The 25,837-nt window shown below is 30.4% G+C and carries 16 protein-coding genes, 1 pseudogene and 1 other annotated feature; of the genes and pseudogenes, 13 read left to right on the forward strand and 4 right to left on the reverse strand.

Annotated features, from left to right (window positions below; genetic code table 11):
* Positions 1-160: 160 nt before the first annotated feature.
* Together C661_RS0112945 and C661_RS0112950 are read right to left on the reverse strand one after the other, a co-directional pair.
* Positions 161-379 (reverse strand): DUF2922 domain-containing protein, encoded by a 219-nt coding sequence (locus C661_RS0112945; RefSeq protein WP_017415753.1) that lies wholly within the window; start codon positions 377-379, stop codon positions 161-163.
* 60 nt (positions 380-439) lie between these two features.
* Positions 440-667, reverse strand: coding sequence for a DUF1659 domain-containing protein (locus C661_RS0112950; protein WP_017415754.1), 228 nt, complete (start codon positions 665-667; stop codon positions 440-442).
* 1,640 nt (positions 668-2,307) lie between these two features.
* Between C661_RS0112950 and C661_RS24250 the strand changes: the two genes are divergently transcribed.
* From C661_RS24250 to C661_RS0112980, 3 genes are all read left to right on the forward strand, one after another.
* Complete coding sequence (locus C661_RS24250) at positions 2,308-2,445, forward strand: hypothetical protein (protein WP_242825998.1); 138 nt, start codon at positions 2,308-2,310, stop codon at positions 2,443-2,445.
* A 437-nt stretch (positions 2,446-2,882) separates the two neighbouring features.
* The gene (locus tag C661_RS0112975; RefSeq protein ID WP_017415759.1) at positions 2,883-4,676 is read left to right on the forward strand and encodes a hypothetical protein; all 1,794 of its coding nucleotides are present in this window, start codon (positions 2,883-2,885) and stop codon (positions 4,674-4,676) included.
* A 374-nt stretch (positions 4,677-5,050) separates the two neighbouring features.
* Positions 5,051-6,550: a hypothetical protein gene (locus C661_RS0112980; RefSeq protein WP_017415760.1), complete on the forward strand. Its 1,500-nt coding sequence runs from the start codon at positions 5,051-5,053 to the stop codon at positions 6,548-6,550.
* A gap of 240 nt (positions 6,551-6,790) precedes the next feature.
* Here the strand turns inward: C661_RS0112980 and C661_RS0112985 are convergent, their stop codons facing one another.
* Positions 6,791-7,372, reverse strand: a complete 582-nt coding sequence (locus tag C661_RS0112985; protein WP_017415761.1) for a sigma-70 family RNA polymerase sigma factor — start codon at positions 7,370-7,372, stop codon at positions 6,791-6,793.
* Positions 7,373-7,440: 68 nt separating this feature from the next.
* Between C661_RS0112985 and C661_RS0112990 the strand changes: the two genes are divergently transcribed.
* The 5 genes and pseudogenes from C661_RS0112990 (at position 7,441) to C661_RS0113010 (ending at position 18,637) form a co-directional block, all read left to right on the forward strand.
* Complete coding sequence (locus C661_RS0112990; RefSeq protein ID WP_017415762.1) at positions 7,441-8,160, forward strand: N-acetylmuramoyl-L-alanine amidase; 720 nt, start codon at positions 7,441-7,443, stop codon at positions 8,158-8,160.
* 986 nt (positions 8,161-9,146) lie between these two features.
* Positions 9,147-12,923, forward strand: a complete 3,777-nt coding sequence (locus tag C661_RS0112995; RefSeq protein WP_017415763.1) for a YobI family P-loop NTPase — start codon at positions 9,147-9,149, stop codon at positions 12,921-12,923.
* Positions 12,924-13,225: 302 nt separating this feature from the next.
* Positions 13,226-14,251, forward strand: a pseudogene (locus tag C661_RS21870) (FAD-dependent oxidoreductase); the annotation flags it as partial.
* A 144-nt stretch (positions 14,252-14,395) separates the two neighbouring features.
* Positions 14,396-14,782, forward strand: coding sequence for a hypothetical protein (locus tag C661_RS21875; RefSeq protein ID WP_017415765.1), 387 nt, complete (start codon positions 14,396-14,398; stop codon positions 14,780-14,782).
* A gap of 423 nt (positions 14,783-15,205) precedes the next feature.
* Positions 15,206-18,637, forward strand: coding sequence for a GNAT family N-acetyltransferase (locus C661_RS0113010; RefSeq protein WP_017415766.1), 3,432 nt, complete (start codon positions 15,206-15,208; stop codon positions 18,635-18,637).
* 39 nt (positions 18,638-18,676) lie between these two features.
* On the opposite strand, the gene C661_RS23985 is transcribed toward C661_RS0113010, so the two are convergent.
* Positions 18,677-18,865 carry a hypothetical protein gene (locus C661_RS23985; protein WP_192812666.1) on the reverse strand — a complete coding sequence of 63 codons (189 nt, stop codon included), beginning with the start codon at positions 18,863-18,865 and terminating at the stop codon, positions 18,677-18,679.
* A gap of 856 nt (positions 18,866-19,721) precedes the next feature.
* Positions 19,722-19,996: a binding site (T-box leader), on the forward strand.
* Between the two features lie 192 nt (positions 19,997-20,188).
* Between C661_RS23985 and C661_RS0113015 the strand changes: the two genes are divergently transcribed.
* From C661_RS0113015 to C661_RS0113035, 5 genes are read left to right on the forward strand one after another with little or no spacing between them, the layout of a single operon-like run.
* Positions 20,189-20,407, forward strand: coding sequence for a hypothetical protein (locus C661_RS0113015; RefSeq protein WP_017415767.1), 219 nt, complete (start codon positions 20,189-20,191; stop codon positions 20,405-20,407).
* Between the two features lie 14 nt (positions 20,408-20,421).
* Positions 20,422-21,414, forward strand: coding sequence for a ketol-acid reductoisomerase (gene ilvC / locus C661_RS0113020; RefSeq protein ID WP_017415768.1), 993 nt, complete (start codon positions 20,422-20,424; stop codon positions 21,412-21,414).
* Positions 21,415-21,426: 12 nt separating this feature from the next.
* Positions 21,427-23,082, forward strand: a complete 1,656-nt coding sequence (ilvD, locus tag C661_RS0113025) for a dihydroxy-acid dehydratase (RefSeq protein ID WP_017415769.1) — start codon at positions 21,427-21,429, stop codon at positions 23,080-23,082.
* Between the two features lie 20 nt (positions 23,083-23,102).
* Complete coding sequence (gene ilvB, locus C661_RS0113030; protein ID WP_017415770.1) at positions 23,103-24,749, forward strand: biosynthetic-type acetolactate synthase large subunit; 1,647 nt, start codon at positions 23,103-23,105, stop codon at positions 24,747-24,749.
* A gap of 25 nt (positions 24,750-24,774) precedes the next feature.
* Positions 24,775-25,596 (forward strand): aminotransferase class IV, encoded by an 822-nt coding sequence (locus tag C661_RS0113035; RefSeq protein WP_017415771.1) that lies wholly within the window; start codon positions 24,775-24,777, stop codon positions 25,594-25,596.
* The last annotated feature ends 241 nt before the right edge of the window (positions 25,597-25,837 follow it).

Consider the following 25,837-nt stretch of genomic DNA (forward strand, 5'->3'; position numbering starts at 1 on the left):
GCCCACCCACCCCTATGAAAAATACCGACTGATGATTATTATAGGCCTTCTTAAATTTTCATATCTAAGAATAAGAAACTACAATGTTAGAAATAGCTAATAGTCGTTCACACCAATAAGTCCTTATAAAATAAAAAGAAGGTACCGAAGTACCTTCTAACTAAAACTGATCATATATAGTTTTATTTGTTTCAACTACTGCTGCAGATTCTTTCTTGGTAAGCTCGCCATTCTTGCCACTGAAGAGTTTGGAAGCTATAACTGCATCCATGGCTATTGCAATTTCATCCTGAGTTACAGGATCCTTAATATTCTTTAATATAAGATTAGACTTCTCACCACGAGGGTCAGAGAAGGTCATAACTAAATCCTTGGCCATAATAATTCCTCCTTATCTTATAATTTTTCTAGAACTTTCAATGGATAAATTACTTTTAAACTAAAAACTCTCAACTATACTGAAATCATCAGTTTTTCTCACTTCATGCAATGGGTAGGCTAATAGAGTTTCCATTGATTTTGACAAATTATTAATAGCTTCATCAGTTGCTGACTTATTAATTCTAGAGAACTTTTGAGAAGCAAATATATCTGATCCTTTCTGGTCTACTCCAATCTTGTAAGTTAAAACAAAGGCTGATGATTTTTTAATTGAACTAACTGCCATACTAACAACTCCTTTCATATATTAAATATGCCTATAGGAGATATTTTTATGGGGCTTATTATTAACAATTTATTAATAATTTATTAATAATTGCATTAAATATTAAGTTCAGAAACTAATTTTGCATTGGACAAATTGACTAACGCAAAATTAGTAATCTAATTCTAGTACCATTTTTGCACGCGACAAATTGACCTGTGTAAATTTCTTAGTATAAGTGCATCATGTAAAATCAAAGTATATATAGAGCTGCCTTTCACTACAGTTCCTTTCATTCCAGGAAGCTCTAAACATACTTTGATAAAGTCTAATAGGAAGATAATGTAAAGCTAAAACTTTCGCTATGCTGCAGTATTAGCTTTACATTATCCCTAAAAAATCAAATCATGAATTACAAACTTTCATCATTACTTAAATGACAGTAATAGAGATTGGAACAATAATAAAATGGTACTAAATGAAAATTTAACGGCAATACAGATTTAAACATTTATAGTAACATACTAATTAAAGTAACTAGTAAAGAATCCTAAAATAAGAAGATTCTATTAGCTGTAAGAGTGGAATGTACATTAATAGTTAGCATTTCTACAACCCTTTTTACTTGGGCACCAATTCCATCACCCAAAAAAGGACAGGTCATCAGTAACAGTTTCTAAGGCTCTAAAGGTCTTTCACTTCTTCAAGCCCTTTATAACCTAAGAAACTGCAAACATTAGACTAGTCCTTTCTTCGGGTACCCGATGGGGTGCATTAATCATAAAATTTGAACTTTAATAAAATATCTTTAGCATTTCAATTTGAAGATAAGAGACATAATCTTTGAACTTAAGTCCACGGGAGAATATAAAAGTATATTTAGCCCTGCCTTGACCTCCATTCCGCTTCGCTTCATGTCACTTCAGTCAGAACTAAGAATACTTATATATCTCAAAAGGAAATTTTAGACAAGCTGTTCAGCTAGGGGGACTTAAAATAAGAAAATCAATAAAAGTAGCTCAAAAGCTTGTCTAAAATATTTTATAAATTTCATTGAATAGATACATCTAGCAACAAATTTTTACATTACAAAACCTTTTCGATATCTTTCGTTCCTCCCACCCAACCCCCTTCGAAAGTCACCGAAAAGGGGACTACATTTTCTTGGCTCGATATTTTTCGAACCACCCACCTAAGCCCCTACGAAAAATAACGACCCGGGGTAATAAAAAAGTCTTTGAATAGGCTGGACAATGATTGACTTAATAAAAGATACATAAAATCAATAGAAGGACTATTAGATTTTAAATGGTCTTTTGAAAATATTGGAACTACACTTGAGTTTAAAGTATAATAGTAGCAAATCATTAGAACTATAGGGTCAGTATTTGACATGCAAAGTTGAAGGGAACGTAATCATGGACAAGAATTTTACAGTTTCTATATTTATAGTATATAAAGATAAAGTATTATTATATTTACATAAAAAGGCTAAAAAAATACTTCCTTTGGGGGCATATCGAATAGAATGAATTGCCTGAAAAGGCATGTATTAGAGAAGCACTAGAAGAAGCAGGCTTAAAAATAAACCTATACAATCCAATAAATAATCAACTAAAAGTTCATGCGAATTGGTAGGGGAAGAGTTGTTAACTAATCCCATGCATACAATCTACGCTGAAGTAAATCATGAACATTATCATATAGACTTAGTTTTTAAGCAACTACAAAAATCCTTTAATGCAATACCAGGGTGTGAAGAGTCTAATTTGCTTAAGTGGTATAATAAAGAAGATTAAAAAAATGCCTATGACATTCAAGGTAACATTTTGACAATGGCTAGTGAAGCGTTAGAATTATTAGGTGAAAGCTAGAATTGTGAGTAACTAAAGAACTTTATAATAGCTTTGTTATCATAAAGATAAATAGGAAGTTAACTGTAAAAATATAAATGAAATCCGAGAGCAGTATCTCGGATTTTCATAATTTTCTCTACAAATTATGCAGGATAACAACTATATGTAGAATTAAGATTTATTTAAGGAACTAATAGGAAATAGGTTATTATAGCTATAATGGGAATTAGATGGCCGGGGGAATCTTAAATTTTAAGTAATTTATAATATTGCAATATAAAACATGTAAGAGTAGAAAGTTTGAATTGCTAGTAATATAATGTTCATAGGATGTTTGCGTTAAAGTAACTAACAAATTTTAGATGGGATGGTAAGGAAATATGGAAAAGTGTATTATTTTAGGGAATGAATTTGTGTTAAGACAAGCAAAGAAGTTTGAATTAATGGATGGACTTGGGTGTGCAGAAGAAGATGTTGAAAGTGAGGTAGAAGAATATCCAAAAGTGGAATTGGTATATGCAGAGATTTGCTCCGGAATAGGAGGAGAAGAAATACAATTAACTAAAAACCCAGGAATATATTCTATTTTAGGTGAAGATGAACTAGTTGCCATATCAGGAAGACTTAGCGTGCATGGAGAAATATATGAAATCAGCGTTTTTGAAAAAAGTTATGGTGAAGTAAATGATATTAAAACAATAGAGATTGAACTGAATAAAGAACATGAAATCGATGTGTTTGATGAAGGTTTTTATGATATAAAAATTAAAATAAAGGAATGTATTAAAGACTATTATAAAGAAGTGTACTTTATTGAGGATACCCAAAATGAAAAGATATGTATTGAACTGTATAAGATGGTTTACAATAATGAGAATAAATTTAGAAGTATAATAAATAAATACATGGTTATCACATTTGGTGCTAATTGGTTTGATAAAATAATTGATAAAGCTTATAAGGATTCTGTTTTAAATCTAAATAAGTGGTATAGAGAACAGCGAGGAGCAGAATTTAAAAATGTTAAGGGTGAATTGTATAACTTGCTGATTGATGATTTAATTGAGATGTTGAGAGAGAGTCAAATAGATGGGGTAGCTATTAGCGAGAGAAAAAAATATAACGAATTTTTGAATTCATTTGGTTCGGACTCTAGGTTGAAGCGAATATTAGAAGGAGTAGATATAAATACAGAAACTGTTTGGGACGTAAGTTTTAGGAAGTATATAGATGAAAATTTCTATCAAAGCTGGAATGAGTACAAAAATATGAGGAATATGGTTGCTCATAATAAATTGATATGTAGAAATGTAAAAAATAAGATAATTGAGCATAGTTTGCAAATTTCAACAAAACTTAATGAACTTAGTCAACTTTTAGAACGAATATATAAGAATAATGAAAGGGCGTATGTAAAAGAGGTATATGCTCAAATAAACGAAGATTTTTATATAGAAGAAGCAGGTGGAGATAAATTACCAGATGAAGAAAATGTGCTTCTTGGCATAGAAGAAAATGATTGTTATGCTAACATGATGAATGAGATTGATGAAAAGTTAGTTGAACAAAAAAATAAATGGGAGGAAATTTCTTGGCAATTAGAACAAGTTGTAGGATATTATGAGGACGAAGATAATACTATTGAAAAATCAAAACTTTATAATCTTTATTTAATACTTGAAAAGTTTAGGGTGGAAGAAGATGACTTTAAAAGAGTATGTGTGAGTGAAATTAATGCGCAATGCGTTTTAAATAGATTTGTACCTGAAGTGATAGAAAACCTATATAAATTAATTGAGAGATTAAGGGACAATAGCTATTTCAAAGTGGATTCATTTGATATTGGTAAGTTAGTTGAATATAAGGATATATATGGGGAGGAAACAAGGTTAACTAGTACTGGAATGATTTCTCCGCGCAGAGGAGAAATAGATACTATAGAACTTAATATGCACGTTGAAGATAGGTTAGTTGAAAGTGGTATTATAGAAAAACAGTATTTTGATTATTGCATTCATGAAGATCAAGGGTATGCTATGCCTGAAATAGAAGATTATTTAGACGTTAAAGTAGATAATTTGAGTAGTGAAATACTAAATAAGTTTGAAGAGGAAATACAGGTATTAGACGAGGTGATTCAAATTCTTGAAGGGGAATTTGCTGAGTTTTTCTAGTAATGAATAACTTTTAAGGGGGATTTTGTAGAAGGCTAATTGTAGTATGTTTATGAATATTAATGCATAGGTCTTAAAAATATAGATATAAGTAACCAATGAGTATGCTTTTTATTAAGGCGGAGTTTCCTTTCATTCATGTAACCATTAGGCTAATAATGTGAATTTAAGGTTTATTTATATAAAATATTAATTTATTGAGTTGTTTATTATTAAATTATGAAGAAAATTTATAAAAATGAAATCTACAAATCAGAAATTGAAATATAGATTTTTTATAAAGTAACAAGCTAGTGACTTTTTTCTTATTTTAAAAAATCTTGGGATTATCTGAACAAATCTAATTATTTGTCGAATTAAGAAAGGAAAAAAATATGGGATATTTACGTGAAGTAGAGAGCTTTTTTGATTCTATTCAAAATAATAGTGCAAGAAGTTTAAGCTACGATCGACTAATCAAGAGCTTTCTTCAATACATGGGCCAAGAGTATGGGTATGGTGAAGAGTGCTATCGTAAAGATTTTAATGAAGAAAATTTAGACTATAAAGATTTTAATGAATATATTTATAAATATTATATGGGTCTTAATAGAGATTTACGGGGGGAATATGAAAATGTTGAGAGAGAAGCCAAGGAGCGCATTAAATTGTACGAAGAATGCGTCAATAATCTGAGTAATAAGGTGAAATCTATTTCATCAAGCGAAAAATACACAAGGGAAAAATATAAATTTTTTCTTAATATAAATGTAGAGTTGTTGGAAAAAGCAAAGAAAGCCAGAGAAAAAGCAAATATTTTTCAGAGGGCACTAACCAATTGTCGCGAAAAACCAGGTTGGGGTTGGAGCATTTGGTCCTATGATAATACTTTTAGCGATATTCAGCAATATGTTCATATTGATTGGAAATCAAAAATCAATTTTTTAGAAGCAAGTATCAAACAAGGAAGAGAACTTACAGAAAAAAAACATTCTGATTATGAACAATATTTAATTTTATTCAAAAACTATATTAATGAGCACAATATTTTGGAAAAACTTTTATGTATCTCATCGAGAAATTATTATTTACAAAACAGGCAAGAGATTATAAAGGAAGCTATCGATCTATTTGAAGCTGGGAATTATACTCCATTTGTGTATATGCTTGTTCCTCAAATAGAAGGATTGTTTGATGTCTATAAAACTGTATTGGGAATAAATAATGAAGAAATGCATAATGGTCTTGTAGACAAATTGAACGTAATTAATGATCAACAAAGACTCTGGGGATATGTATATTATGCATTCGAGTTTCCAGTATTACGCAATAATATTGCACATGGAAACATGGTGACTATCACGGCTGAAATGGCATACGATACGCTAATGGACATTTTCTACTTATTTCACGAGATAGAATCCAATGATAGAGAATACAAAATCATTCTAGATTTTTTAGAAACATTCACATGCAAACATTTCGATAAAGACAATGCTTATGTATTAAAGTATTTTAGTAGTGATTTGCAATGTGAAGAAAACTTAAGATGGTTAGAGAAATGTTTAGACGGAAACTATGATAGTATGCTAGCATGGTATAACCATGCAGATACTTTGAATAATCTCAAAGAACTTTTCAAATCTGATAAATTTAGAATTTCAATATATGATTATGAGCCTCTTGAAACAAGTGGTGAAGAAGAGTTAGAAGGAAAACAATATAGCAGTATAAGAATCAACAGAGAATTGGAGAATTATATTCCTCTTTTAAATCTTTTAAAAAACTATATAAATTTTCCTCAAAGATGGATGTCTGATGTCGAGCAAAGGATTCATGATATTAGTGAGAAAGATAAAGAGAGTGATCAATTAATAAGTAATTTGGGCTTGTAGAAAAGTATTCCAATTTGAGTTGTTAAATTGATTATAGCTAGCATAACAGGAGGCTCCACAAATTCCAATTTGTCTCAGAAATCAAGAATCGTAATTTGTTTTATAGTTTTCTCATAATGTTAATGAGCAATTATATAAATTATTTAAAGCATGTTAGCTTTAAAGAACTAACATGCTTTTTAAAGAAAAAAGTTATTCTTTAATGCATCTAAGTTTATATTTTTTCATATTAAAAATTAGTTATATAATACAATTTTCTTTAGTAATGGTCTCCTTTAATTTACTTAGCACAGTATTTTTCATATTAGTAGCTTTTACATAAGAAATACCTTTCAAGTCAGAATACAGTTTTAGTGAATGCGTTTTAAAATATACAAACTCTATAAGTTCTAGTTCATCTCTATTTAGATTTTTAAGCGCTACTTTTAATTTTTTATTAAGGGCAGATTTATATATTTCATCTTCAACAAAGTCCATATCATAGGATAGGACATGCTCTAAGTTGTCATTCAAAATTAAGGTCTTAGGACCTTCTCTATTATCTCTTCTTATAGAAATTCTAATTAAATTATTTATGGAATTCTTTATGGCATTGGTGGCATAGGCTACAAATCTATGTTTTTCGGGGGAGTATACTTTTACACATTTAAACAGGGTTTGGTAGCATTCATTTTTCAGGTCTTCAAATTCAAAGCCGTTGACATGGGATTTTTTACATAGGTTTAATATAAAGGGCTTAAATTCCTTTGCAAGTTCTTCTTTGGCTTTTTCGTTACCAACTTTTGAAAGTAGCACTAAGTTCTCAATTTTTGAAAAGTTCATTTTGATTCTCCTCTCAACATGAAATTTATGCTCTAGTGGCATATATCTTTTCAGAGGAGGTTGATAGTATGAGTAGCACAATAACATTAGCTATAGATATAGGCCATAATGCTCCTTATGATATTGGAGCAATGGGGATAGAGAGTGAGGATAAGTTAAATCTTGAAGTGGGTTCAAGACTTATTAGAAAATGTATCATAGCCGGAATAAGAGTTGTAGATTGCATGGCTAAAGGTGTCACTAGTCATGGAGAGTCATTAAGAAAGAGAGTTTTAGCAGCTAATAGTGAGGATGCAGACTATTTTATATCCATTCATCACAATGCTTGCCCAGGGGGATATGGTACTGAGGTACTTTGCTATCCAGAGGAAAGAGCTGAAAACTTCGCGAAGGCTATTCTACCTGAGATTGTGGAACTTGGCTTTAGAAATAGGGGAGTTAAGCATAGACCAGATTTATATGTGCTTAAGAAAACCAAAATGCCTGCAATATTAGTTGAATGTGCCTTTTGTGATAGTGAAATTGATATGAAAAACTATAATACAGAAGCCATGGCTGAAGCAATTTTTAGGGGGATTTGCAAGTTCTTCAATATTAGTATGGAATATAAAGAAGAGAATCCTAAGCAACAAGTTATTGATAACAGTATTTATCACACAGTAGTTTCTGGAGACACCCTATGGGCATTAACTAGAAAATATGGAGTTACCCTTTGTAGCATTATAGAATTAAACAATATTAAGAATGTAGACCTCATCTATCCAGGGCAAAAGCTAAGAATAAAATAATATATGGTACTTTATTGTAAGTAGCAAATGGTAAGTTTCGATTATGTAGTAATAAGCATTAATTTGTTTAATGTCATGTAGAATGGTTAGGTAAGTAGTAAAACTACATTTGGTTTTTCAAATATAAAACTTCATAAAAAAGCTTTCTGTAAAGTCAATGGAGGATTGCTCTTGGGTAGAGCATATTGACTTTACAGAATTTCCCCTATAAGGTGGGTAGCAGGCGATAGAAGAAATAGTTAAATTTAAACTTTCTTCATCGCCTTGTTTATTTTATAGGGAAAAGCGCTAAGGAGGCCCTTGGACATAGGCTCCTGAAGAAATTGAAGTAGGATGCAGCTTTAATTATATGAGGATAATTATTTGGATTTCTATACTATAATTATAGAGTAAATATATGGAAAATTCAAACTAATGTTTGCATTTTTCTATGATATTTAGGTATGTTAATTTTATAAAGATGAAACTAGATATTAAGAATTAGAGTTTGCTTTAATTTATGATTTCGTGCACTTAACCACGCCTTGAGGCAAAAGGTTGTTCAAGGTGGACTTGCCCTGGGCATGTCCAAGTGGTTTTTGTAGGGGGGGATTTATAATAATGTAGGAGCTATATCAAAGAACATGGTTTAGACAAGCTTTCGTTGTGAGGATTTTTATTGGAGTGTATTAATATTGTGGTGGAGAATTTTAAAGGTGGGTTTGGTAAGAAAAGTTACAGGAGCATGGACAGCTTGTTTAAAAATTCTACTGTTGCAGGTTACATTAAATTGCACACGTTTATAATAAAGATATATTTTTATAATTCATGTATAATTTATAAAGGAATATATACTTATTTGTAGAATAATGGAATTAGAAGTAAATACTAACACAAAGTGCTATTACTTGTAATAAAATGTAACAATATGGCTAAGCAGATAAATTATTTTTAAAAAATTATTGAATTAAGTTAAGTTTTAATATTAAATAGGAGAGATAAAATTAATGATGAATATAGAACTAACAAAATATATTAATAAATATAAAAAAAGGATTATGTATTTTAAAAATTTTAGAAATAAATTTATTAAATTAACAAGGAGAATAATATTTAATTTTAGGAAAAAAAATATAAATACATATTATTCTGATTTATTACCCAAAGATGAAGTAAAAGGAGTTGAGGCATATCATGAAGCACTAGACTGGGCAATTAAAAAGAATAAAAAAATTAAAAATATTGCTATATCTGGTCCATATGGTGCCGGTAAAAGTACTATAATTGAGAGTTATGTTAAAAAAGCGAAGATTAAAAGTAATAAATTATTAAGAATTTCATTAGCTACTTTTCAGCCTATAGATAAAGATGATCTTGAAAAGAAAAAGCTTATAGAAAAAAGCATTCTGGAACAGATGATTTACAAAGTTGATGGAAAGAAAACACCATTTTCAAGATTTAAAAAGATAAGTAAAATATCAATAAGTACTGTTTGGTTTAGTATGGTAGTAATAGGATTATTAATGCTGAGCAAATGGATGCTTATGAATAAGAGTATTATTTCAACAACTCAAGAGTATTTATCTAATCTTAAGATTGACGATGTTTTTTCATTACTAAAAGGTAGCTGGTTACTAGTTACTACTTATGTGACTTTTGGAGTTTCGCTGATTATTGTACTATATTATTTGATGAATTATATACTTAAAAGTATAAAAATTTCTAAGATTAAATTTACTAAAGTTGAGATAGAGGTAGGAAAAGAACCTAATGAATCTATTTATAACAAATATTTAGATGAATTACTATACTTTTTTGAGGAAACAAAATATCAAATTGTAATATTTGAGGATATTGATAGATTTGATAATTCAGATATTTTTATGAATTTAAGAGAAGTAAACAGTTTTATAAATAACTACGAAAAAATTCGAAGAAGAGTAATATTTTTATATGCAATTAAGGATGATATGTTCTGTGACAGAGATCGTACAAAGTTTTTTGATTTTATAATACCAGTTATCCCATTCGTAGATGCTTATAACTCAAGGCAGGTGGTTTTAAATGCGTTTGATAAAATATTTACCTTAGATATTAGAAAGCCATCTGAAAGATTAATCAAGGATATTACTATATTTTTAGATGATATGAGAATGTTAACTAATATAATAAATGAATATATAGTTTACTATAAACAAACAAGTCCTTTACTGGATCCAGACAAATTATTTTCGATTATTGTATACAAAAATACATTTCCAGAAGATTTTCATAAATTACAGTACAACAATGGGTATGTTAAGAATGTTTTTGATAAAAAGAATGTTATTATTGAAAAAGAAATAGGAAATCTTGAGCAAAAAATTATACATATTGAGAAACTAATAGAAACTTCTAATTCTATTGTTTTAAGGCGCAAAGATGATATAATAGCTTTGTTTGTGAGAAGCTGGAAAAGTAGAGGCATTTCATCTGTTAATTTAAGTAAAAATAGTAATGATTATGTTGATATTGAAAGAGATGATTTTATTAGTAGAATACAAGATTTCGATTTCACTCAGCAAATTAATGTTTACGGAAATAGTAGACATACTTCTTACTCATATGATGAATTTTTTACCGCATTTGGAGTTTATGATAATTTATTTCATATGATTGAATCAATAGAATTAAAAAATGAAGAAACTATGCAAAGAAAAAAGGATGAGTTAAGGGGATATATAGAAGAAAAAAATGATCTTAGAATAATTTCACTAAAAAATCTAGTTAATAAATATGATTGTAATGAAATTTTTGATGAAGTTAAGAATTTTGAAATACTTATGTTCCTAATGAAAAAAGGACACATTGATGAACATTATCGACTATACATTTCATATTTTCGTGAAGGAGCTATATCATTCAGGGATATTCGATTCATCAGAGCTATTAAAGGTTGTATGCCAACATTTGAATTTAATTATGAACTAAATAATATTGAGGAGATAATTAAAGAAATTTCAGACGATGAGTTAAAATCTGAAGCAGTATTAAATTATTATCTGGTAAATTATATTCTGAGTAATTTATCAACTCAAAGAGGGAGATTTAATATAATTCTTAGGGAGCTTGTAAAAAACATTGACTTGAGAATAGAGTTTATAGATCAATTTTGTATAATGTCTACTTATGCAGATATTCTTATTAAAGAGATATGTAAAGAATATTATGGGTTTTTCAATTTCATAGTTAATAAATCTAATTTTGATAATAAAAAAATTGATCAATTTTTCGTATATATTGTAAAATCATGTGAACTGAGTACACTTATATCACTAAATGAAGGACAAGTTTTAAAACATTATATTGAAAATACTCCTCACATATTGAAGCTGGTTTATACAAATGATGTGTCAGAAAAGTTTAAAGAAATTATCAAGAAACTTGATATAAAATTTAGTTTGTTAGATTATCAAACAATGCGAGATGAAAACGATAACAAAGAAACACGAAAAGATATTCTCATAAAATATATTTTAGATAATGAAATGTTTATGATGAATGAAAGTATGATAAGGTTTTTTTATATCCATTTTACAAATTGTAGTCAAGAAAGTATGGAATTATTTGAAGCAAAAAATTATTCAGCTATTAAAGGGCTTGAAGACAAAACTTTATTTAACTACATCGAGAATAATTTATCAGAATACCTAAATAGCGTATTTTTAAAGTTACAGAATAACTTATACGAAACAGCAAATGTAGTAGAAAATTTCTTAAAAAATGAAGATATAGAAGATAAAATAAGAACACTAATCATTATTAGAGTTAAGTTTGTTATTAATAATTTCAAGTGCATTCCAACATTTTTATGGGATACTATAATTGAAAACGCTAAATGGGATATTAACTGGTTCAATATTATTAGCTATTTTGAAAGATTCGAAGAGCTTAATAATACAATTATTTCTCTGCTTAATAAAAAGGAGGTTTATGGAAAATTACTTACTACTAATATAGGTGAAATCCAGGGAATTCAAGAATTTTCTAAAGAAGTTTTAGAAAGTTTATACCAATACTTATATGAAAATGAAAATCTCAGTGACGAGTTTTTTAAAAAAATTCAAAGTGTTATTCCTGTTTATTATAAATATACGGGAGGTAAGATGTTATCTCATAGAAGAATGGAATTAATCATAGATGGTGAAAATATGGAGTTTACAACTAATAACTTAAGTTATCTCAAAGAGCACTATGGTAAGTTATTCCAAAAGTGGACATATTGCAATATTGATAAGTTCATTGAAAATATCCAGGATATGCAATTGGGTATTGAAGACATTATAATTTATTTACAAGAATTTACAATTAACAAATCAGCCAAAGTGAAGCTTGTTAATTCTAGAAAGGAATTAATACTGGAAAACTTGGACGATGAGATACTTATAAAATCTATTTTTGATTTAAATGATCAAGAAATAATTAATGAGATGGATCCATTAGTATTAGAGGCATTAATTGGATGTGAAGAGTTTTTTGAAGATAGAGTATTTTTGCTAGGTAATATTATAAATAACTTAAATTTGAGTGATATAAGTAAGTATTTAAGCAAGTTTGGGCAACCATTAAACTTATTATCAGAAAAAGGAAATGAAGAATCTAAAGATTTACTACTTGATAAAAGCAAGGACATTGCAGATATTTTGGAGAAGTTGGTTAAATGCAACTATTTAAAATCCTTTAAAGAAACTAGAGAAGGTTATTCTATAGTGGTTAGCCAAAAAGAGGTAATGGTTAAGGATTAGTAGTAGTAGAGTAATTTATAGTAACTTGATATAGCTTGAAAATAAATCAGACTGGTAGATTTTAATCTTACCAGTTTGATGTCAGTCGCTATATAAAAATAATACTTTTTATACATTCACACAGCTTTTTATTCATTTACTCTTAAAGTAAGTAAAACCATGGGTTAAGCATAGATTTAACTATATAGATTTGAACAGATTTATACGTACCTTTTCAAACACAGAACTCGTCTTAAGGATTTTTTAAAGTTATAATGCTTAGATGGGTTTCTTAATTATGCATCAATACAGTAAGTCGAGTACATGCCTGGTTATATGACGTAAATAAAATTGAGTCTGCAGTTAGAAGACATCTATTAAGTTTAGGAATAAAACTAAATATGGTTACTAGGGTAGTAGATGTAGAAAGATATGATAATAAAATAAAAGGTGTGTATTTATCAGATGGAACCTTTGTAGAAGGGGATGTGTTTGTTGAAACCACAGGCTCCACAGGACCAATGGGAAACTGTTTAAGATATGGTAACGGATGTTCAATGTGTGTGTTAAGATGTCCTGCCTTTGGACCAAGAATAAGTGTTAGTTACAGAGCTGGCATTGAAGATATAAAAGGTGAAAGAGATGAAGATACTTATGGAGCTTTCAGTGGTTCCTGCAAACTAGCAAAGGAAACTTTATCACAGGAAATTATAAAAGAATTAGACAAAAAGGGTGTAGTAGTTTTAAAAGTTCCACAGGAGGACATAAACTTAGATAAGCTAAAACAAAAGGTATGTCAGCAATATGCACTTAAAGAGTTCGCTGAAAATATAGTACTACTAGATACAGGGCATGCAAAACTTATGACTTCCTATTATCCTTTAGAAAAGCTTAGAAAAATCCCAGGACTAGAAGATGCTAAGTTTGTAGATCCATACGCTGGTGGAAAAGGAAACTCTATAAGGTATCTATCAGTAGCTCCAAGAACTGATGACTTAAGAGTAGTAGGACTAGATAACTTGTTCTGCGGAGGAGAAAAAAGTGGGTTGTTCGTTGGACACACAGAAGCCATTGCAACAGGCTCTCTAGCTGGTTATAATGCAGTGAGAAGTCAACTAGGAATGCCACTACTCATATTACCAAGACTTCTTGCCATTGGAGATATAATTGCTTATGCCAATGAAAAAGTAATGACCAAAGAAGGCAGAAGAAACAGATACACCTTTGCAGGAGCAGAATATTTCCAAAGGATGAAGGATTTAGGATTATACACTTTAGATAGTGAAGAAATCAAAAACAGAGTGAAAAAAGTAAACTTAGATAATATATTTAATCAAAAGTTAATATAAGAACTTAAAGGAGCAGAAATGTTAGGAGTTTCTGCTCCTTTAAGTTTGTTAGGGAGGGAAATAACATTATAGAATTATCATAAATAAGGAAATCTGAAAGGCTACTGTAAATTAAAGCTTGTAAATTTCTTTAGTTTCAAATAAATGAATGATATAATTAATCGTATAAATGGTAATTACATAGTAGAAAAAATCAACTTAGTAGAAGATATATCTAAACAGGATATTATATCTCTAAGTTTTACTCCAATTATGGGTGGAAGTTTATCTAAAGCTGACAAAATACTTAAAGCAATAAAGCTAGTAAAAAACATAGATAAGGAATATAGATATGATATACAATCTATATTATATGCCTTTGCAAATAAATTCATAGAAGGAAAGGATTTAGAAAAAGTAAAGGATGAATTGAAAGTGACTGAATTTGGAAAGAGCCTTATAGAGGAAGGCGGAAAAACTAAAGCAATAGAAATTGCAAAAAACCTATTAGATATCCTTTCCATTGAAATGATTGCTAAAAAACAGGATTAACTGTAGAGAAAGTTTGCAAATTAAAAGAAGAATTAGAGAAGAAACAATAGCAGAAAAGTCGCTGAAAGCTCAGCGGCTTTTTATTAACTAGTGGTATTAACATCGATTGATAGTAAAATCTAATTAAACACTATAATTGAAAGTGTTATGACTTGTGAGAATGTGAAAGTTTGAACTGTTAAATTAGTTGAGTTATAGCTAGGAGAAGGGTTTATGTTAAAAGGTATTAGTGTTTTACAAATAATAAAGCCAACAGCATCGTTTTAAAATACAAATAAATATTATTTAGGAAGTGTGTAACATAATAATTTTAAAATAGCTGGATTTCTTGTTTTAAAAAGTACCTTAGTTAATACAAAGGTTAAGTATAAGAAACTAGATGAAGATATTAAATTAGAAGATGTTGGGGTAACTTTCTTCTCTTTGGAGTTAAGACTTATCTATAAAAAAACTATTGAGTTAATTGAGGAGAAAGAGGTTTTAATTTGCGATAATAAAGCTAATGTTCAAAAGGCCGGGGATAGAATTGTAAATTATGAAGTTGCTTTTAAACATATAGAAAATATTATACAAGATATAATTTTATCTGAAGATAAACTAGAAGAAATCTATATTATTGACAGTATCTTGAAAGTTAATCACTTCATCAAATTTTGTGCTTTGAGCACAGCGAAAGGAATGATTGGTTTTATGAATAATATTAAGATTATAGACTATACACCACATTATGCAAAAGAAATTGCAAGGATGTGGACAATGAGTACTGAAGGATGGAATGGAAGTTATGCAAATATAACTGAGGAAAGTATCCTAGAGTCACATAAATTTAATACCAATCTAAATACTTTTCTTGCTGTTAATGATGAAGAGGTTCTAGGCTACTGTGCTTTATTAGATGAAAAAGAAGCACTTAAGATAAATCTACTAAATACAAGGTACGACTGTCATGGTAATGGAGTAGGAAAAGAAATTATCAAAGCTGTAATTAATAGAGCCTTAGAACTTGATTATTCAATGATAGATCTTCATACGTGGTCTTCAAATAAAAAGTCTATACCATTTTATAAGCGTTGTGGATTTTTCCTGGAAAATGGCCAATGTTCTCATTGTATAAGCTTTATACCATATGTTTTAAAAACAGAAGCTCTTAAAGGGTACTTCGAAAATCAGAATTGGTATAGTGGTTTAAAGCAAAATATGGACATGGAGCCTAGTGAAATTGAAGAGAATGGATTTGATTTTTATGAATATAATTGGGAAAGAAATAATAAAAAGCTAAGGCTACAATTTGAAAGACGTGGTAGAGGATTAAGACTTATTGAAACAGATGACTATTTAGTCTCTGTAATAATTAATGATGAAACTCTTATGTTTGGAAAGAAATACAAAGTATTCTATGAAATAAGCAATAAGACAGGAAAAGCGCTAAAAATAAAAATAAAAGGCGAAGATAATAAGAATATAAAGTTTCAATTAAACAAAGAAGTAAATGTTTATGAAAGGGAAATAGTTGAGGGTGAGTTTTATATTAATCATTCAAATGAGGAAATCAATAATGAAAAAGTACATCCATCAATTGTATCACAAGTTTCCATTAATAATACAATGGCTTTGTTTAGATTTGGAATATTACCAAGATTACCAGCAGAAATAAATATTTTATCAGAGAGTATTGAAAGATTTTCTGGACAATCCTCAAAATTTTATATAAACATTAAAAATAACTTACGTGAAGAAGCTACTTTTGAATTTAAACTTAATAAAAATGATAACATAGAATTTAAGAATAGAGATTTTAAAGTTAAAATTAATGATAATGAAAAAACTTCAATAGAAGTACCTTACACTCTTAAAAAACCCATAGTTTATTCAGAGTCAATTAATGTTACGGCTACTTTGAAAAGTGGAGAGAAAATTAAATTTAAAGCTAATGTAATAGAGTTTTTTAAGGGAAGAGAAGGTAAATTTGGGGGAGAGACAAATAATAGTTATGTTATTGTAAATGGTGCGTATTCAGTTATTTTAAATAAAGATGATAACTGTATACAATTCAGAAAATTTAAAAATCAATTTAGAGAAATGGTTTTATTTGCTCCTAAAATTGAAATGCTTAACCGTAATGAGTTTGTGAGTAAGAAAATAGAAAATGTTTGCTGGTATGAAGAGGATGAACACATGATCCTCAAAGGAGATTATTTTTTTAATAATTATAGTGAAATGAAGTTAACTTTAATAGTAAAACTTCACATAAATGGCATTGCTCAGAGTTATTTTGAAGTATACAATTTCAGTGACATTAAAACAGAAGAGGAAATATCCATAAAACAACAAATATATCATGATGAACTAAGTAGAGGAGTAATACCTTATAATAACAAATTCATTAAATTATCAGATATGTCTCTAGAAAGTACAATTCCATTTAGAAGTGAATTATTAAGTGAAAATTGGATTTTTTCAGGAGATGAGGATAATACACGTAGCCTTTGGTGGGATAAAGGGAAACTTTTCTATTTTGGAGAGTGGCCCTACATGTACATTGAAGAAAGTATTGGCATAGTTAATGGAAAAAGTAAAAAAACTACTAAATCAATTTTTGTAGCATTAACAACTTTCGAAACTTGGCAAGATTTGAGAAGCTTTACTATGAAGACATTTCAGAAGGGGTTAATATACACCACTAAAGGTGAGGATTTAAAAGATAAAGAACCTATTAATTTATGGACAACTAATGATTGTGAGGTACTTATAAATAAGGGAAATCCTTTTATTAAAGATGAGGCTTCAATAGAATTAAGAAAATATAATGAAATTCCAGTTAAAGGCAAAATAAAAGTTGACTCAAAAAAAGGATCAGTATGCAGTATAGAAAAAAGTTTTAAAAATATAACATTAGTTATGGAAGTTTTTACATCAATGACAGGTGAGTATGATTATGATATTATTTCTGTTAAAACAGATTTAGGATTACTGCTTTTTGAAAAAAATGCTGCCTTATTTAGAATTAAAGATATAGATTTTAAAACCCAGATAAAAAAATATAAAGGATTTAATATTTACTCAATAAGTAATGGGGTAATAACCATTAAGTCTTCTCCAGAATTTACAAGTGGAATATATTCATTAACCCATAGAGATGAGGAATATCTCCATAGTGAATTTACAAAGTCAGAAATGCGAACATGGTATAATCCATGGTTTGGTGGAATGCAGACCGTACCTAGAAATTGGTACGTTGAATCTACAAGTTTATTAAATGAAAAAGTTATAACAAACTTTGTTAAAATCACCGATACATGTGGAAATCAGTGGCAAGGAATAAAAACCTCCTTGAATATAACTGAAAATGAACAATATAAAGGTTTGAAAATTAATGAATACTATTTGATGCTGCCAGGAGTTCCTGTATTATGTCATACTGCTGAAATTATTAATAATACAGGAGAGTTTATGAAAGATATGCTTTTGGGTCATAGAAATTTCTTTAATATTGGAAATGATATGATGAAGAACTTTATCACTTTTAAAGATTCTAGTAATGAAATAAAAACTTATAGGGTTGGAGTTGAGTTTTGTGATATTTTTCCAAGTTCATCACTAACTTATGGAAATTATGACGTGGAGAATAAAATTCAGATATATGGAAAAAAGGAAAACTCCATGGCAAGGGCCACTATAAGTGTAGATGATAATGTTTATCTTCTTACAAGGAGTTTAGATATAGTAAGTGACCAAAATATATTTACAAATCCAATGTTCTATATTTTAACAGATAATCTTATAGATGAAATGATGCTAGATAGCTTTAAAAATATTAGATTTAAAGGTGAAAATATAATAAACTATGAAGAATAAGTTAATTTAAGAGCTCAAAAACCACTAAAAATCAAGCAGTTAGGTAGATTTGATAAAGCCATCAATGTCATTTTCAATTCCATTAATAAAACTATTGATATCTGAAAGGTTGAGAAGCTTTGTTTCTTCTATCCAAGTATTTAGAACTTGTGAATTTTTACTAAATAAAATTAAAAAGGCTACGGTAAAGCAGTTTTGCCGTAGCTGATTTACTTGATAGTTAGACAAATAATAAGTATAAACTACAAAAACAAAGAAGTATACAACTGGTTAAAGCATTAATTTTAGATAAACTGTTTACGAACTCAATTTTGATGGATAAGAAAGAGCCATAACTTCCATTTATAAGAGTACAGTTAAAAATATAAAAATAAATTCAATAACAATATTATTTTTATTTTTTTTATTATATTGTTCGTCATTTCTTTGGACATATCATATAGAGGAAGTTAAATTAAATTTCAGTATTGATTTTAAACAAAACAATTTAAAAAATAAAATATTAGGTAGACTGCAGTTTTAAAATTTATTAGTATTTGTAAAATGATATACTAACGTAAAAACTGTTGTTATTCTTCCTACATTAACAAATAGGATTTATTTGAAAATAATAACATTATTTAAGCACTATACCTTATATATAGGGAACCAGAGTTTAAACTTAACTTATACACGAGTTCTACCCTGGTTACATTAAGGGTTTATGAAGCTGAATAAGTAAAAATTCTATCATTGAACTCTATAAAGAGGGTAATTGAAAATTATATATCTGGTATGAACTTTGATGTTTATGGGTGGAAAAATTTATTACAGGAATAATTTACTACACCCTATAAGGAGTCATAAAAATCATAAATTAAATGAGATAAAATGATAAAAAGAAATTTTTATTATTTGAAAACAAGGTTATATTGCAATATAAAACAGATTACTTTTGTGGGTATATGTTAATATAATGATTTACAAGTTATATCGAATAATAAAAAAATAAAATGTTAAAAAATCAAAAAAATATATTGACAAATAATTTGGCAGATAATATACTTACTTACAAGATCTAAAAAGCAATTAAATAATTAAATAATTAAATGCGATGACGGAGACAAAAATATTCGTCTTATTAACTACAGAGAACCAACATTTGCTGAGAGTTGGTGTTAATGTGAGTATAATGATCACTCCAGAGCTTCCCAAGTTGAAAGAGTTTCCAAGTAAACAAGGGCGTATACCAGCGATACATGGTTAGGGTTACAGGAAAATGATTCATTTTGAAAAGCTTTTCTCGACCTGATAAGAGGTAATCAGTTATTTGATTGCAATTAAGGTGGTACCACGGAAGTATAGTCTTTCGCCCTTATAAATATATTTGTTATTTATAAGGACGAAAGGCTTTTTTTATTTCAAAAATATCATGCGCAGGATATTTAAAAGTTAAAAGTTCAATTGTTATAATGCAAATATAAATGGTCCTTATACTGAATGTTCCTAATATTCGAAAATTGACTTTTGAAGTTAATATTTAAGGTCCGTAAAATTAAAAAGGTGGTTAATATGCAAGTAAATGCTAGATTAAGTGAAGGTATAGTTAGCTTCGTCAGAATAGTAAACTATCTGAGGAGAAAAGAAATTGAAATAAAATCAATAAATATGAGGTCGTCGGATGGTTCTATTATTTATATAAATATGGATTTTAGCGATGTACATTCAGCAAAGTATATCATAAATAATATTTCAAAGCTTAAAGATGTGGAAGCTATAGAAGTGATTTAAGGAGGAGTTTTATTATGGCAAAAATGTTTTATGAGGAAGATGGGAATCTTGAGATTTTTAGAGGGAAAAAAGTTGGTATAGTTGGATATGGAAGCCAAGGGCATGCTCACGCTCTAAACTTAAAAGATAATGGTATAGAGGTAGTTGTTGGGCTTTATGGAGAAAGTAAATCCTGGGAAAAAGTTAAGAGAGATGGCCTTGAAGTAAAAAGGGTTGATGAAGTAGCAAGAGAAAGTGATGTAATTATGTTCCTATGTCCTGATACAACTCAAAAGGAAGTATATGAGGAATGTGTAAGGCCTTATTTAAGAGACGGTCAGGGCATTGCTTTTGCTCATGGCTTTAATATTCATTATGGTCAGATAGTGCCACCGCTGAATGTGGATGTGTTCATGGTAGCACCAAAGGGGCCAGGACATCTTGTAAGAAGAGTATTTGTTGAAGGCAAAGGAGTACCAGCATTATTCGCGGTTCATCAGGATTCTACTGGAAAGGCTAGAGAATTAGCAATGGCTTACGCTAAAGGAATTGGAGCAACAAGAGCAGGTGTTTTGGAAACTAGTTTTAAAGAGGAAACTGAAACAGATTTATTTGGAGAACAGGCTGTATTATGTGGCGGCGTTACAGAACTCATAAAAGCAGGTTTTGACACTCTTGTAGAAGCAGGTTATCAACAGGAAATAGCTTACTTTGAGTGTCTCCATGAGATGAAGCTTATTGTTGATTTGCTGTATGAGGGTGGCTTTGAAAATATGAGATACAGCATTAGTGATACGGCAGAGTATGGCGATTATGTAGTAGGAAAAAGAATTATAAATGAAGCCACCAGAAAAGAAATGGGAGCTGTTTTGAGGGAAATACAAACAGGTAACTTCGCAAGAGAATGGATATTGGAAAACCAAATAAATAGACCAGTATTTAATGCTCGTAAAAAAAGTGAGCTGGAGCATCCAATGGTGCAGGTTGGTAAAAATTTGAGAGAAATGATGAGTTGGATTAAAAAGTAAGGGAGGGTTATTGTGAGAAGCGACAAGATAAAGCGTGGTGTAACCAAAGCACCACATAGAGCACTTTTAAAGGCGGCAGGTCTTACAGATGAAGAGATTAATAGACCTTTAATTGGAATCGTGAACTCCTTCAATGAAATAGTACCTGGACATATTGAACTTAGGCAAATAGCAGAAGCTGCTAAGAAAGGAGTTTTAATTGAAGGGGGAACCCCTTTAGAATTTCCATCTATAGCAGTATGCGATGGAATAGCTATGAATCATGAAGGAATGAAGTATTCTCTAGTAAGCAGAGAAATAATTGCAGATAGTATTGAGATAATGGTAAAAGCTCATGGTCTAGATGGAATGGTTCTCATACCAAGCTGTGACAAGGTTGTACCAGGTATGTTAATGGCAGCTGCGAGAGTGAATATACCTGCAATCATAGTAAGTGGTGGTGCGATGCTTTCTGGCAAATTTAATGGAAAAAAGGCAGACTTGATTACTGTTTTTGAAGGAGTAGGAAAGGTCTGCAGTGGCACGATGACCAATGAGGAATTAAGTTCTCTAGAAGAGAGTGCTTGCCCAACTTGTGGGTCTTGTGCAGGTATGTTTACTGCAAACTCTATGAATTGTATCACAGAGGCCCTCGGTATGGCGATACCTGGCAATGCAACTATTCCAGCAGTTTATTCAGAAAGAAAAAGATTAGCTAAAAAAACAGGAATGCAGATTATGAAACTTTTTAAGGAAAATGTACTTCCTAGAGATATCATGAATGAAAAAGCCTTTGATAATGCACTAACTGTTGATATGGCTCTTGGTTGTTCATCAAACACTGTTTTGCATTTAACTGCAATTGCTCATGAAACTGGTATTAGCCTTGATTTGGATAAGATAAACCAGATAAGCAATAGAACTCCAAATTTATGCAGACTTAGTCCAGCAGGACAGCACCATATAGAAGACTTGTACGATGCTGGAGGAATTGTAGCTGTAATGAAAGAGCTATCGAAGGAGGATTTGCTTAATCTGGATTTAAATACAGTTAGTCTCCGATCCTTAAGAGAACTAATTTTAAAAACAGAAAAGCCAAATGCTGAAGTGATTGCAGATATTAATAATCCATACAGTAATACAGGTGGAATCAGGATCTTAAGAGGAAATCTTGCAGAGGATGGAGCTGTAGTTAAACAGTCAGCAGTAGACAAAGATATGATGCAAGTAATTGCAAGGGCTAGAGTGTTTGATTCAGAAGAAGATGCAGTAGAGGCAATAGCTGGAGGGAAGATTTACCCTGGGGATACAGTTGTCATTCGCTACGAGGGACCTAAAGGTGGTCCGGGAATGAAAGAGATGCTTACACCAACTTCAATGCTTGCTGGAATGGGTTTAGATAAAAGTGTAGCTCTCATTACTGACGGGCGTTTCTCCGGTGGAACTAGAGGTGCTGCAATAGGTCATGTCTCACCAGAGGCCGCAGAAGCTGGAACAATTGCTTTAGTTCAGAATGGTGACTCAATAAAAATAGATATTATAAATGGTATTCTTCAGCTCATGGTAGATGAAGAAGAACTAATGAGAAGAAGAAGCAAGTTAAAGTTAAAACAGAAAAACCTTTCAGGATATTTAAAAAAATATTCAAAACTGGTTTCATCTGCATCAACAGGAGCTGTATGTGATTAGTAAAAGAAGGAGGGAATATAATGAACGGAGCGAAAGCATTACTAGAATCTTTGAAAGAGTGTGGAGTTGACACCATATTTGGTTATCCGGGTGGAGCTGTAATTCCTTTGTATGATGCTTTATATGAAGATGAACATTTATATCATATAAGAACAGCTCACGAGCAAGGTGCTGTTCATGCAGCTGACGGTTATGCTAGAAGTACAGGAAAAGTAGGAGTTTGCTTTGTAACTTCAGGACCGGGAGCTACTAATACGGTTACAGGTTTGGCAACTGCATATATGGATTCTATTCCATTAGTTGTTATTTCAGGACAGGTGGCAACTCCATTGCTAGGCAAGGATTCCTTTCAGGAGGTGGATATAGTAGGCATTACCTTTTCCGTTACAAAACATAACTATCTTGTAAGAGATGTTGAAAAGATTGCTGAAACTGTAACAAAGGCTTTTGAAATAGCAAAGAGTGGAAGACCAGGTCCAGTGTTAATAGATATCCCAAAAGATATTTTTCTTAAAGAATACTCTTATGAAAAAAGTACAAGGATTAAGGAGGAGTATAGAGAGCCAAATTTTAAGGATAGTGATGTATACAAAATAGCTCAGTTAATAAATAAATGTGAAAGACCAGTTATTTATGCGGGCGGAGGGGTAAAAATATCCCATGCTGAAAATGAACTTTTAGAATTGGCAGAAAAAGCTGATATTCCAGTTGTTAATACTCTTATGTCTCTAGGAACAACTCCAAGGGATCACCAATTGTCACTAGGGTTAGTTGGTATGCACGGTTTAAAGGAGAGTAACCTTGCAGTTGTAAACTGTGACTTGCTTTTGGCTATAGGTGCCAGATTTAGCGACAGAGTAGTGGGAGATGCAACTAAGTTTGCTTCAAAAGCAAAGATAGTTCATTTAGATATTGATTCCAGTGAAGTTCATAAAAATGTAAATGCAGATCTAGCTGTAATTGGAGATATTAAAACCATGCTTAAAGCTCTTACCGAAAGAGTAAATCCCAAGGATAATAGTGATTGGAAGAAAGAGATTGCTAGTTGGAAAAGAGAAATAGATAATAAGGACAAATTTAATCCTAAGAATATCTTGGAAAGTTTTTATAAGAAATTGGGAAAGGAAGCTTTTGTAGCAACAGATGTAGGTCAACATCAAATGTGGACTGCTCAGTACTGGAGGTTCAATGAAACTAACAAGTTTATTACTTCTGGCGGGCTTGGAACAATGGGCTTTGGTCTTGGGGCTGCTATTGGAGCAAAGGTAGCAAATTGCGATAAACCCGTTCTATTGGTTACCGGTGATGGAAGTTTTAGGATGAATTGTAATGAACTCTTTACTGTTGCAAATTACAATATTCCCTTGATTATATTATTAATGAATAATTCTGCTCTAGGGATGGTAAGGCAGTGGCAGCGGATGTTTTGCGGAGGAAGATATTCTGAAACCGATATAAAAGAATGTATTGATTATGTAAGATTGGTAAGTGCTTACGGGATAGAAGGCCATAGTGTGGATTCGGTAGAAGACTTAAACAATGTGCTAAGTAATGTTGAATTCGGCAAAAAAACCGTTTTCATTGAATGTAAAATTTTAAAGGATGAAAGTGTGTATCCAATAGTTCCACCGGGAAAGTCCATTGACACATTGTTAGTTGAAGGATAAAAAGCAAGAAATGAGGGTTATAAATATGGAAAAAAGTTATGTATTTTATCAGGGAGAAATTATTGAGGAAAAGGATGTAAATATAAGTATAAGATGCAAAGCATTCAATTATGGGTTAGGGTGCTTTGAAGGAATAAGGGCATACTGGGATGAAGAAAGCCGACAATTATACTTATTTAGATTAAAAGAACATTATGAGAGACTGTTGCAGTCCTGCAAGGCCTTGTGGATAAACATACCCTATACCGCAGAGGAACTTTGCGAATTTACTTTGGAACTTTTAAGAAAACATAATTTTAAGACTACAGTTTATATAAGGCCGGTGGCCTATAAAGGCTCCAACGCATTATTTCCAACTTTGTATGATGATGATAATATGATTCCTGCTAGGACCAAGCCTACGGGAGGATATCTAAATTCTGCCCTAGCTTCTTTAGAAGTATTGCAAAATGGATATGATGAGGCTATATTACTTACAAATGAGGGCTATGTATGTGAGGGACCAGGAGAAAATATTTTTATATTTAAAAATAATCAGTTAATAACACCTCCTCCATCAGATAATATTCTGGAAGGAATAACAAGAAAAACTATTATTGAATTGGCAAGTAAGGAACTTGGTATTGAAGTTGTTGAAAGAAGTATAACTAGAACAGAACTTTATTCTGCTAAAGAAGCTTTTTTTAGTGGGACAGCAATGGAAGTAACATCAATCGTAGAGATTGACAATAGAAAAATAGGAGATGGAAAACCCGGGGAAGTGTGCAGAAAAGTCAAAGAGTTATTCTTTGGGATGACAAAAGGTAAAAATCCGAATTATTCTGCATACTGTACAGCAGTATATTAAAGACAAACAACCTCTAAAATAAATCTTTGTAGTATATAAGGATTAAATAAGAAATGAATGTTAGTAAAGGATAGAGGTTGCAAAGATTAGAACTTTAAATGTGTATATCTTTGGAGAAACCACTTCTTTAATAAAAATACTTTTAGTGTTGAAGTGGTTTCTCAATAGGGTTCAATCATAGAATTTTAACTTATTCATCTTCATGAACCCTTAAGGGAATCAGGGTAGGACTAATGTATAA

Origin of the sequence: Clostridium tunisiense TJ (genome assembly GCF_000300195.1) — a bacterium.
In the GTDB taxonomy this organism is placed as follows: domain Bacteria; phylum Bacillota; class Clostridia; order Clostridiales; family Clostridiaceae; genus Clostridium_J; species Clostridium_J tunisiense.